8 protein-coding genes are annotated in these 12,159 nt (G+C 67.4%); 6 read left to right on the plus strand and 2 right to left on the minus strand.

Annotated features, from left to right (window positions below):
- From P5F91_RS01005 to P5F91_RS01015, 3 genes are all read left to right on the plus strand, one after another.
- On the plus strand, positions 1 to 1,050 hold a 1,050-nt coding region (locus tag P5F91_RS01005; protein ID WP_277906183.1), incomplete at its 5' end, for an MBG domain-containing protein.
- The gene (locus P5F91_RS01010; protein ID WP_277906184.1) at positions 1,034 to 2,875 is read left to right on the plus strand and encodes a tetratricopeptide repeat protein; all 1,842 of its coding nucleotides are present in this window, start codon (positions 1,034 to 1,036) and stop codon (positions 2,873 to 2,875) included. The genes P5F91_RS01005 and P5F91_RS01010, both read left to right, overlap by 17 nt.
- A 538-nt stretch (positions 2,876 to 3,413) precedes the next feature.
- Positions 3,414 to 4,646 carry a glycoside hydrolase family 1 protein gene (locus P5F91_RS01015; RefSeq protein ID WP_277906185.1) on the plus strand — a complete coding sequence of 411 codons (1,233 nt, stop codon included), beginning with the start codon at positions 3,414 to 3,416 and terminating at the stop codon, positions 4,644 to 4,646.
- Here the strand turns inward: P5F91_RS01015 and P5F91_RS01020 are convergent.
- Entirely contained in the window at positions 4,630 to 5,559 is a 930-nt protein-coding gene (locus P5F91_RS01020) for a LysR substrate-binding domain-containing protein (protein WP_277906186.1), read from the minus strand. The genes P5F91_RS01015 and P5F91_RS01020 overlap by 17 nt on opposite strands.
- A gap of 81 nt (positions 5,560 to 5,640) precedes the next feature.
- Here P5F91_RS01020 and P5F91_RS01025 point away from each other — a divergent pair, with 81 nt between their 5' ends.
- Complete coding sequence (locus tag P5F91_RS01025; RefSeq protein ID WP_277906187.1) at positions 5,641 to 6,840, plus strand: MFS transporter; 1,200 nt, start codon at positions 5,641 to 5,643, stop codon at positions 6,838 to 6,840.
- A 33-nt stretch (positions 6,841 to 6,873) separates the two neighbouring features.
- Entirely contained in the window at positions 6,874 to 7,635 is a 762-nt protein-coding gene (locus tag P5F91_RS01030; RefSeq protein ID WP_277906188.1) for an SDR family oxidoreductase, read from the plus strand.
- Between the two features lie 36 nt (positions 7,636 to 7,671).
- Here the strand turns inward: P5F91_RS01030 and P5F91_RS01035 are convergent, their stop codons facing one another.
- A complete protein-coding gene (locus P5F91_RS01035) occupies positions 7,672 to 9,597 on the minus strand; it encodes a M61 family metallopeptidase (protein WP_277906189.1) in 1,926 nt (641 codons plus the stop codon).
- 297 nt (positions 9,598 to 9,894) lie between these two features.
- Between P5F91_RS01035 and P5F91_RS01040 the strand changes: the two genes are divergently transcribed.
- A complete protein-coding gene (locus tag P5F91_RS01040; protein WP_277906190.1) occupies positions 9,895 to 12,156 on the plus strand; it encodes a TonB-dependent receptor in 2,262 nt (753 codons plus the stop codon).
- Positions 12,157 to 12,159: the final 3 nt, after the last annotated feature.

Here is a 12,159-nt window from a genome sequence, read left to right on the forward strand (position 1 = left end):
ACCGCCAGCGGCGCCACGGGCACGGGGCTCAGCAACTACTCGGTGAGCTACGCCGACGGCACGCTGACGGTGAACCCGGCGGCGCTGACGATCACGGCCAGCGGGGCGACCAAGACCTACGGCACCAGCGCCAGCCTGACGGGGTACAGCAGTTCCGGGCTGGTGAACGGCGACAGCATCAGCGCCGTGACCCTGGCCAGCACGGGCAGCGGCACCGCCGCCTCGGTGGGCAGCTACACCATCACGGCCAGCGGCGCCACCGGCACGGGCCTCAGCAACTACTCGGTGAGCTACGCCGCCGGGACGCTGACGGTGAATCCGGCGGCGCTAACCATCACGGCCGGCGATGAAAGCAAAACGGCCGGTCTTGATCTGATCCTGGCGGGTTACGGTGTGACGGGGTTGACGAACGGCGACAGCGTCACCGGGGTGACGTTGAGCAGCCCCGGTGCCTTGGCCGCGGCGGCGCCGGGCAGCTATGGCATTACCGCCTCGGGCGCCATCGGCACGGGCCTTGGCAATTACACAATTCTATACCAGACCGGGTTGCTGAGCGTTGGCGCGTCTGCGGCGCTGACCACAAGCACCTTGCAGCGCCAAGTCGTGGCGGCTTTGCTGCCGACCGCAAGCCTGGCCGCCCCCGCCGTCACCGCCAGTCTCGGTGGGGGCGTGGCGAGCGTCAGCGCGCCATCCACCGTCAGCGGTACCGGCTCGACCAGAACAACAGCCACCTCCGCCACGACTGGCGCCGCGGCTTCGACATCGCCGGCAGGCGGCGATACTACGGCGTCGGGCGCGTCCGCTTCCTCGGGCACGTCCGGCGGAACCTCATCCGGCGCATCCGGCGGGACGTCGTCCAGCGACAGTGGCGCACCTTCGGGGAGCACCGCCTCGCAAGGCACACGCAGCGGCGAGAGCGGTGGCGGTCAAGTATCCTCCGCGCAGACATATGCGGTTTCTTCCGCCGGTAGCGAAGGCGGCGTCTATAATCAGCTACAAATGACATCAGCCCCCATTCAAGGCACGAAGCAGGATGAGCGGAAACAATAGCGGCGACTTTTCCATCCCGGTGGTCGAGCGCAGCGGCGACATGCTGATGGAATTGGGTCGGCGGGTTCCCGCCTTTGCCCAGGGGTTGCAACTGCAGTCTGCCGGAAGGACGGCCGAGGCGCGCCAGGTCTTCCTGCAGCTGACCGAGCGCCCGGAGGTGACGGCGCCCAGTTTGCACCAGCTGGGCGTCATGGCCGCGTATGAGGGAGACAATTTGCGGGCCGCCGGCCTGTTCGAACACGCCTTGAAGATCGAGCCGGGCGAGCCCCTCTACTACTGCTCGCTGGGCACCGTGTTCGAGCGCATGGGGGACCTGCCGCGCGCCGCTTCCGCCATGCTGAACCTGGCGGTCATGCTGCAGACCCGTGGGCAGCACGCGGATGCGATGCCCCTCTATCGTCGCATCCTGGCGTTGTCGCCCTTGAACTATTCCGCCTGGGTCAACATGGGCACGGGATTGGCCTGGATGGGGCAATCGCGCGAGGCGGTCGTGCCGCTGATCGTGGGCGTCATCCTCTTTGGCCGGGTGCTGCCCGAGGCGCGGGAGCTGGGCAGGCAACTGATCGACGAAATCGGCGACCGTCTGCCGGAACTGACGGCGGCGCTGGCCACCCTGCCGGAGGGGATGCCCGACGGCCGGCTGGAACGGCTGGAGGAAGTCCTTCAGACCCTGGACAAGGCCCTGCGCACCGCCGGCTTCATCGACGCCACGGTGATGGCGCTGGATGTGGCGCTGAAGCTGGCGCCCGGCAACGCGCTGGCCCGCTGGAACCACTCCTTGGCGTGCCTGGCGCGCGGCGACTTCGCCACGGGCTGGGCGGATTATGAGTGGCGCTGGGTATGGGACCAGTTTCCCGAGCCCCGCCGCATCCTGGCGGCACCGCAATGGCGGGGTGAGAACCTGGCGGGCAAGCGCATCTACGTTTGGGGGGAACAGGGCTTCGGCGACATCCTGCAGTTCACCCCGCTGGCCCATATCCTGAGGGATCGCCATGGCCTCGCTGAGTTGGTGTTGGAGGTGTCTTCCCCGCTGACCGGGGTCCTGAGTGCTGCCCTGGCCAAGGACGGCATCCGTGTGGTTCCCCGGCCCGACAACCCGCACATGTTCAGCGTCCAGGAATCGTTTGATTATCACGTGCCGCTGTTGAGCCTGCCGCACATGTTGTCACTCCGCGTCGCGGACCTGCCTCTGTTGCCCGGCTGGCTGACCCTGCCGGAGGATCAGGTGGCCCGCGGCCGGACCTTGCTGCCGCCGCCCAGCGGCCGGCGCCGCGTCGGCGTCGTTTGGGCCGGGCGTCCCCAGCATTCCGAGGACGCCCGCCGCTCTTTGCCGCTGGCCCATCTGGGGGCCGTTCTCGACGCCATTCCCGATGCCGACTGGTTCTCGTTGCAGGTCGGGCCGCGGGCGGGAGAGGCCCTGGCCTTCAAGGGCCGGTTGCATGACCTGAGCCCCAAGCTTCAGGACTTCATCGACACGGCTGCCGTCATCGCCAACCTGGACCATGTGGTGGCGGTGGACACCGGGGTGGCGCATCTTGCCGGTTCCATGGGCAAACCGGTCTCGTTGCTGCTCGCGCACTCCGTCGATTGGCGCTGGGGCATCGGCGACACGACGTCGCCCTGGTATCCCAACCACCGCGTGCACCGCCAACTCGCCCTGGGCGACTGGTTGAGCGCCATCGCCTCCTTGAAGGAGGAGCATGCGCACTACGGGATGACCGTCGCGGCACCAGCCTCCGACGCCCCGCTGCCGCAGGCGAGCCCTGGGCCGAGGCCGGCCAAACCAAGCCGCAAGGCGTCCGCCACCGCCACGGCCAAGTCGTAGCGGATTTTCCTATTCTGATCCGCCTCAACGGGAATGCGATAGCCAGGCGCTATGGCGCTGCGGGGCTGGCGCCGGCTCTCGTATCAAGGTCGCAGGGCCCCTTCGGACAGGTCTCGCCTACCCGGTCAGGCTGAACTGCCCAGACGATGACAATGTTACTTGACATAAAGGTGTTATCAAGCGCCCCGGGCACCGGCTTGGTGATGGTTGGCAAACCTCCCGTCGGCTGTGGGGTGGAAGCCGCAACGATAAATACTAACTCACTTGTTAGTTAATATTGTTCTTCCATAAAGGATCTGAGAAGGTTCCTCCATTCGCGACAACCGGCGGCCTTCACCTGCGCCGATACGCGCCCTGACCCTGGGTCGCCTCATCGACCACGCGGGCCAAGTGCCACGGCAGCGCCCAGATGGCGCCGACCACGGGGCGGGGTAGCGGGACAGGAAACAGAAAGGATTTAAGGGGGGACGGAATGGCGACCACACGCCGGTCAATGTTGGCGGGGCTGGCGGCGGCAACCGCCTGGAGAGCGCTCCCCGTGCGGGCCGCCCGCCCGGCCATGCCAAAGGGCTTCCTGTGGGGGGCGGCAATCTCGGCCCATCAGAGCGAAGGCAACGACATCAATTCCGACAGCTGGCTTCTGGAGCACCTGCCGGAGACGGTCTACAAGGAGCCGTCGGGCGGCGCCTGCGACAGCTATCATCGATACGAACAGGATTTCGCCATCGCTCGGGCCATCGGGCTCAACTGCTATCGCTTCGGCATAGAGTGGGCCCGGATAGAGCCGGAGCCGGGCCAGTTTTCCCAGGTCGAGCTGGACCACTACACCCGGGTGCTGGCCGCCTGCCGGGCGCACGGGCTGTTGCCCATCGTGACGTACAACCACTTCACCGTGCCGCTGTGGTTCGCGAGCCGCGGAGGATGGGAGACACCGGACAGCCCCGACCTGTTCGCCCGCTTCTGCGAACGGGCCACGCGCGCGCTGGGCGGCCAAATCGGCATGGCCTCGCCCTTCAACGAGGCCAACATCCACCTGCTGGTGAAGGTCCTGCGGGGGGCGTCCACGCCCGAATACCGGGCCGCGCGCACCGCGATGATCGCCGGCGCCGCCCGTGCCACCCAGTCCCCACGGTTCTCCTCCATCCTGTTCGCCGACCCCGACCGCATCGATGCCCATCTGCTCGAGGCTCATGCCAAGGCTTACCAGGCCATCAAGGCTGGACCCGGTGATTTCCCCGTGGGCGTCACGCTGACCACGCAGGCGGTGGAGGCGGTGGGCGACGGCAGTCTCGCCCCCATCGTCGAGGCGACGCTCTACGGGGGCTGGTGGGATGCGGTGAACGCCAGCGATTTCGTGGGCGTGCAGGCGTACACGCGCCTGCGGGTCGATGCCCAGGGCCTAACCGCCGCGCCGCCGGGGGCTGAGATGACGGCGGCGGGATACGAATATTACCCGCAGGCCCTGGGACAGGTGATCCGGTTGGCCGCGCGCAAGACCGGCAAGCCCATATTCGTCACCGAAAGCGGCATCGCCACGGATGACGACGCACGCCGGGTCGCCTGGCTGGACGCCAGCGTCGCGGAGGTCGAGGCCTGCCTGCGCGGGGGCATCGACGTGCGCAGCTACATCTACTGGTCGCTGCTGGACAATTTCGAATGGACGCAAGGGTACGGCCAGCATTTCGGCCTGGTGGCCGTCAACCGCGACACCTTCGCGCGAACACCCAAGCCCAGTTCCCGGCACCTGGCGGACATCATCCGCCGGAGCTGAGGGTGAGCCCAGGGCTCGGCGGGGGGCGGCCCCTCTCTTCGGCGAGCCAGTCGACGAAACCGGTCAGCAGGTTGCCGGCGTCGGCCTGGCGCGGAATGACAGCGACATAGCCCCGGCGCGGAACTTGGATCTGCGGCAGCGGTGTCATCAGATGTCCGCCGGCGATATCGATTTCCAGCATGGGCAGTGGGCCGATCCCGATGCCCAGGCCGTCTTCCACCGCCTGGCGCGTCACGAAGAAGTGATCGAACACCTGGCGCGGAAGCCCGGCGAGGTGATGCAGATCCGCCGCCTCCAGCCAGTCGGCCCAGTCGCCGCCGCGTGTCTCGGTCGCCAGCAGGGTGTGCCCCTCGACGTCGGCGGGCCGCAGGATGGGCCGGCGGGCGAACAGCGCCGGGCTCATAATCAGCGTGTCGACGTCATCCAGCACCGGAACGACGCGGTGCTGCGGCCACGTATGCTCCCGGGCGGTGCTCCGCCGGATCGCCACGTCCACACCTCCGCGCAACGCCTCAAGCACCGTTGAGACGGTGGTGACCACGACCTCGACATGCGGATGATCTGCATGATAGCGGCCGAGGCGCGGGATCAGCCATCGCATCGCGAAGCTGGTTGGCGCGCTGACACGCAGGATACGGCGCGCACCCGGCCGCCCGCAGGCCGCCGCGGCGACAGCCAGGCGGTCGAGGGAAAGGCCGACCTCCGCCGCAAATAGGCCCGCCATGGGCGTCGCCACCATGCGGCGGCCTTCCTTGGTGAACAGCCTCTGGCCCAGCCAGCTTTCCAGGGCGGCGATATGCCGGCTGACCGCCCCATGGGTTACGCCAAGCTCCGCCGCCGCCTCGGCGTAACTGCCCGTGCGGGCGGCGACCTCGAAGACGCGCAGCGCGTTGAGGGGGGGCAGGCGGCGCATTGAATCCCGTGACTAAAGCTGACGCATATCGTGACCAATGACAGGCTAGTTGAAAATTTATCGCCTATCTACCATCGCGCCATGGCATCCTCGACCAACCTTTCCGCGACGGTGGGCGACCCCAGCCCCCCAGCCACGACGAAATTGCGCAGCCTGTTGGCCGCGTGCCTCGCCCATGCGCTCCACGACGGCTATACCGATGGGCTCTATGCGTTCCTGCCGGTATGGCAGGCGCAGTTCGGCCTTTCCTACGCGGCGCTGGCCCTCATCCGCGCGCTTTATTCGGGAACGATGGGCGGGCTGCAATTGCCGGCCAACCGGATCCTGCGCGGGCTCCCCGCGCGGTCGGCGCTGATCCTGTCGACCCTCATCGCATCGACGGGGCTGCTGGTCGTGGCGTTGCCGTTCGGCTTTGCCGGCCTCTGTGTCGGCCTCATCGTGGCCGGCGCCGGGTCCAGCATCCAGCATCCGCGCGGCTCGATGCTCGTCGCCGACAGTTACGGCAGGGCGTCGCGCCGACCGCTCGGCATCTACAATTTTTCGGGCGATCTCGGGAAGGCCTTGTTGCCCGCGCTCGTCGCGGTCCTGCTGCCCGTCCTCGCCTGGCGGGCGGTGCTGGGCCTGATGGTGGTGCTCGGCGTCGCCGTCGCGATCGCGCTGACGGCACTGGCGCGGGGGGCGGTCGCCGTGGGGAAGGCTGCGCCAGGCGGCCCTTCCGGCCGTCGTGGTCGCGGCGGCTTCGGGGTTCTCACGGCGATAGGCGCGCTCGATACGGCGACCCGCATGGGCTATTTGCTGTTTCTGCCCTTCCTCATTCACGGACAGCACGGGGGATCGCCCACCGTGGGGTTGGCCCTTGGCTTGCTGTTCATCGGCGGCGCGTTCGGAAAGGCGACATGCGGCTGGCTGGGGGAACGGCTGGGTGTGGTCGGAACCGTCATCGTGACCGAGGCCGCGACCGCCGTGCTGATCCTGGCGACGCTGGTCACACCCCTGACGCAGACGCTGATCTTGCTTCCGCTGCTCGGCGTCGTGCTCAACGGCACCTCTTCAGTGCTTTACGCCACCGTGCCTGAGCTTTCGGGCGCCGATACGGGCCGCGCCTTCGCCGTCTTTTACACCAGCGTGATCGGCTCCGGCGGTGTCGCGCCCATCCTTTACGGCGCGATCGCCGACCACAGCAGCCAGACCGTCGGCGTGCTGGCCGCCGCCGCGACCGCCGCCCTGATTGTCCCGCTTGTTCTGGCGTTGCGGCCCCATCTGCGCGGTGCCGCCGCGTGAAGTAGGGCCGCGTGAAATAGAAAGGTTGATCCAATGAACACCGTCTCTGGCGCGCCGCTTATGCTGATAACGGGGGGAAGTCGCGGCATTGGCGCGGCGACGGCCCGGCTCGCGGCCACGCAAGGCTATGATGTGGCGATCAGCTTCCTGTCCGACGAGGCCGCCGCCCAGGCGGTCGCGGCGGATGTGGTGGCGGCCGGGCGCCGGGCTCTGCCCGTGCGCGCCGATAGTGCCGATCCGGCGCAGGTTGCCGAGCTGTTCGCCGCGATCGACCACGCGTTCGGGCGGATCGATGTCCTGGTCAACAACGCGGCCATGCTGGCGCGGCAATCCCGGCTGGAGGATTTGGCGTTCGAGCGGATGCGGCGCATCTTCCTGGTCAACGCGATCGGCCCCATCCTGTGCGCGCAACAGGCGGTGAAGCGCATGGCCTATCGCCACAACGGGCGGGGCGGCGCCGTGATCAACATCTCCTCGGCGTCGGCCCGGCTTGGCAGCCCCAACGAATATGTCGACTACGCCGCGTCCAAGGGTGCCGTCGAAACGTTCACCACCGGTTTCGCGAAGGAGGTGGCGCGGGAGGGGATCCGCGTCAACTGCATCCGCCCCGGACACATCTATACCGACATGCACGCCAGCGGTGGTGAGCCGGGCCGGGTTGACCGTGTCAAGGGCACCATACCCATGGGAAGGGGCGGCCAACCGGAGGAGGTCGCCCACGCGATCCTCTGGCTGGCCAGCGCCGAGGCGTCCTTCATCACCGGCACCTTCCTCGATGTGACCGGCGGCAAATAAGCGGCGAGGTTTACTTGGTCCCTGCGCCAGCCACCGTCACGGCAGGGGCCGTAAAAGCGCTGTCAGGCGGTCGGGCGTGCCGGTGACGCGTTCCAGGCGGGGGTAGCGCAAGGTCCCGTGATAGTCGACGGTGGCGGTATGGTCCGCCCCGTCGCTGTCGAAGCGCAGTTCCACCGGACGGGTGGCCGCCTGCCGTACCGCCTCGATCAGCCGGTCGGCGCTGAAGGGTTGGCCGTTGACCGCGATGAGGTGGCTGCCGACGTTCAGGCCGGCACGGAAGGCCGGGCCGTTCCAGGCGACGGCACGGGCCTGGCCCTTGGCATCCACCACCAAGCCGATGGAGTAGCTGAGATCGGTGCCGCCGCCGTCCGTCTCCGTCTGCCGGAAATAGTCGGTGGGCGTGTCGGTGAAGACCAGGCGATAGCCGCCGCGCGTCAGGCCATCTAGCAGTCCGGCGTCGTCGTGCGCGTCCAGCCGCCGGCGTAGGAAGGCGGCCCAGTCGAAGGGCAGCACGCTGTTGAGGGCGGCACAGACGTCATCGAAGCCATAGGTGCGGATCACCCGGTCCCCGGCCGGGCCGCCGAATAGGGCGCGCGCCATGTCGTCCAGGCCGCGCTTGCCGCCCGTGCGCTCGCGGATCAAGCTGTCGGCATCCAGCCACAGCAGCACGCCCTCGCCATAATAATCCTCCCGCCGCTGCCAATCGCGCCACATCATGGGCCGGCCGATGGCGATGGACGGGTCGTTGGCGCTGTCCTGCAGCGACTTCCACGCCCGGCCGACACGGGACTGGGCAACGGCGGCATCGATCGCCAGGGCATCCAGCGTCTGCGCCACCGTCCTCAGGCCTGCGCGTGCCGCCAGCACACGGCCCCAAAACTCCGTCTGCCCCTCATAGACCCAGAGCAGGCTGCCATTGACCGGCTGGTTGTAGGTCGGGGCCCACAGGCCGGCCGGCTGGCGGTAGCGGCCGTTCCAGGAATGGACGAACTCGTGCGCGAATAGATCCTGGTAGACGGCATAGCCGTCGGCGGCCTGGAAGAAGTCCGGCGGCACGGCGTTTTCGCTGGACTCCATGTGCTCGAACCCGCCGGGGCCCGGCAGCTGGTCGTTAAGGGCCACGATCAGCGCGTAGCGGCGATAGTGCGCCGGCCCCAGCAGGCGGTGGGTCTGCGACACCATGCGGGCCAGGCCCGCGATCTGCGCCGGCGTGGTCTCCAGATCCTCGGCCTTTTCCGCCAGCAGCGCCAGGGTCACCGGTGCCGCCTTATCCTGCGACAGCGGAATCTCGCGGACGTGGCGACCGGCATAAACCGGGGAATCGACCAGATCCTCCAGCGTCTCGGTCGCGAAGCTCAGCACTTCCCCGGCGCCGGACGTGCGCGCCAGGGTGGTGGCCGGGGTCATGCCGGCGGGCAGACGCAGGCTGGCCGCCACCGGAATGTCGCGGGTGAACCAGCCGGCCGGGTACAGCAACAGGGTCTGCCAGGCGACGGTGACCATGCCGGGCGTCATGCGCATGGGCCCCTGGCGCGGACCGGTGGGGGACAGGAACTGAAAATCGGCCTCGACGGCGGTGACGCCGGCCGGCACATCCACCTCGAAGGCATAGGGGTTCAGCGGGTCGCGACGCCAGACCAGGGGCTGGCCGCCCGCATGCAGCGTCAGGCCCGCCAGCGCCGCGATGGAGGCGGTGGCGGCGTGGCTGCCCGTTTCATATTCGGGGTACAGCAGGACCATGCGGCCGGCCTGCTGCACCGGGATGGTTTCATGGACGGTGAAGACCCTGTGCACGGTATCCGTCGCGTCCACGTCCAACCGGATGGTGCCGTCGAAAGGCCTGTCCTGGGGTGCCGGGACGAATGGCGCCAGCGTCACCGGCTGGGGGCCGGCGCCGGGTTGCGCCCAGGCGGAACCCGCCATCAGAAGAAGGGCGACGGCGGCGGAACCTAAGGTCTTCAACGCGGGATCCTTCCTTGCATGTCAGGCCTTGCCTGTTAGGCGGGCTTTATAGGCGCCACGTCCACCTCTAGCGCAACAGCGCAAAGCGCGCCGAGGAATAGCGGCTCAGGGTTTGAACACCTCAGCCTGCGCGCGGTGATCTCCACCAGCCCCATGCACATTCCCAGGCCCAGCCTGCCGCTGTCAGCATAATATTCACACACGTGAGAGTGAATGTTGACATCCAGATACGCCTGCCTCATGGTGACGCCCATACGCCGACGTTCGATCGGCGACGCACGGGAGGTTTAACACGTCATGAGAGCCAAGCTGCTCGTGTCCGCGTGCGCGGCCACGTTACTCACGTCCACGGTTTCGGCCCTGGCGCAGGATACCGCGTCGACGGCGCCCAAGGCGTCCGCTTCCGACGCCTTGCAGGAAATTGTCGTCACGGCCACCCGCCGGCCCGAGCGCCTGCAGGACGTGCCGCTGAGCGTCACCGCGTTCTCGCAGGAGGAACTGACCAAGCAGGGCATCGTCGGTTATGAGGGGCTGGCGCGCGAGACGCCGGGCGTGGTGCTGAACAAGCCCACCGCCAACTTCAACAATTTCACGGCCCGCGGCATCGCCACCAATGGCTATGGCGCCAATCTGCAAAGCAGCGTCGCCGTCTACATCGACGAGCTGCCCATCTCCACCACCGGCAACACCACCGTCCTGGACCCCAACCTGTTCGACGTAGAACGCGTGGAGTTCTTGCGCGGCCCGCAGGGGACGCTGTTCGGGTCGGGCTCGCTGTCGGGCGCCCTGCGCATCCTGCTCAAGAGCCCCGACGTGACCCAATATGACAGCAGCGCCCTGGCCGATGTCGCCCTGACCGGATCGGACTCCTGGCGCCAGCGCTATGACGCCATGGTCAACGTGCCGCTGGTGGAGGACAAGCTGGCGCTGCGCATGGTGGGCTTCTACCGTCATGAGGAAGGTTGGGTCGACAATTTGGGCACCGGCGTGCACAACGCCAACACGCTGATCGACACCGGCGGCCGCATGAGCCTGTTGCTCAAGGGGTCGGACCGCCTGCAGATCAAGCTGCTGGCCTCGTATGAGGACAGCAACCCGCATGATAGCGCCCTGGTCGATCCCCGGCTGGGCAAGTACAAGCGCAACTCCAACGAGCCGGACCTGTTCACCGGCAAGCTGGGCACCGTCAACGGCACCATCGACTACCAGTTCGACGGCGCGCACTTCACCAGCTCGACGACCTGGTCGGAATTCGACCAGCAGTTCTTCGTGGACCTGGCCGGCACCTTCGCCGGCGCCATTCCCTTCGGCCTGGATGCGTCCGCCTTCCAGAACACCTTCGTGGAGGAGGCGCGGCTGTCGTCCGATCCCGGCGGCAAATGGGATTGGACCATCGGCACCTTCTATTTGGATCGCCGGCTGGACATCAACTACCTCTACCGCTCGGACATCGCCTACCTTAGGGCGCACAACATCACCGGCGTGCCGGACCAGTATTACCAGCGCCTTTACACCTACACGAACTCGCATGAGCTGGCGGGTTTTGGTGAGCTGACCTACCACGTCACGGACGATTTCTGGCTGACGGGCGGCCTGCGCTATGGCGGCCTGGACGCCCAGGCATTCACCACGGGCGGCTACAACTCCAATTACCTGACGAACGCTTTGCTGGGCAGGTCGGGACCCTTGACCATCACCTCGACGCCGCCGGCCACCGGCACGAAGGCGGAGGGCAGCCAGCCGTCCTACAAGGTCAGCGCGTCGTTCAAGCCCATCCCGGAACTGACGACTTACGCGACCATCGCCACCGGCTTCCGCGCCCCCGTGGTCAACGCCTATGCCGGGCGGCCCAGCACGGTCAACGCCAACGACCTGATCATTCCCAACGGCGCGGATTCCGACGACCTGACCAACTATGAGATCGGCGCCAAGGGTCGGTGGTTCGACGGCCGGCTGTCGGCGAACCTGGCGCTCTACCTGATCGACTGGAGCAACATCCAGGTCCAGGCCAACCGCGTGTCGGACTCGGTGCAGTTCGCCACCAACATCGGCGCGGCGCAAAGCAAGGGCATCGAGTTCGAGATCGCCGCCGTACCCGTTACCGGCCTCACCATCGGCCTGAACGGTTCGTTCAATGACGCGCGGGTGACGAAGCTCAGCCCCGCTGAGGCGGCGATTTCCGGCGCCGTGCTGGGCGCCAGCCTGTCGTCACCGCATTTCCAGGGGTCCGCCTACGCCCAATACGCCTTCGACGTGACGCCGGACATGATGGGCAACGTCGCCATCAACTTCCAGCACGTGGGGTCCTTCCCCAGCGAGTTCCCGCGGGTGCCGGGACAGCCGCAGACCATCAACCCCACCTTCGGCTACACCGACAGCTACAACAATGTGAACATGAGCTTCAGCGTGGCGCGCGATAAATGGACGGCCACGGCTTATGTCGAGAACCTCTTCGACGACGCCTCCATCACCTACATCCACCCCGAGGCCTTCCTGGCCAGCCGCTACGGCACCATGCGGCCGCGCACCGTCGGCATTCGGCTGACCTATGGGATTTGAGGT

The organism is Nitrospirillum amazonense, assembly GCF_029594735.1.
Lineage (GTDB): Bacteria > Pseudomonadota > Alphaproteobacteria > Azospirillales > Azospirillaceae > Nitrospirillum > Nitrospirillum amazonense.

Coding starts and splice junctions, on each gene's coding strand:
- P5F91_RS01010 (WP_277906184.1), top strand. CDS start 1,034: ATGAGCGGAAACAATAGCGGCGACTTTTCCATCCCGGTGGTCGAGCGC.
- P5F91_RS01020 (WP_277906186.1), bottom strand. CDS start 5,559: ATGCGCCGCCTGCCCCCCCTCAACGCGCTGCGCGTCTTCGAGGTCGCC.
- P5F91_RS01025 (WP_277906187.1), top strand. CDS start 5,641: ATGGCATCCTCGACCAACCTTTCCGCGACGGTGGGCGACCCCAGCCCC.
- P5F91_RS01030 (WP_277906188.1), top strand. CDS start 6,874: ATGAACACCGTCTCTGGCGCGCCGCTTATGCTGATAACGGGGGGAAGT.
- P5F91_RS01040 (WP_277906190.1), top strand. CDS start 9,895: ATGAGAGCCAAGCTGCTCGTGTCCGCGTGCGCGGCCACGTTACTCACG.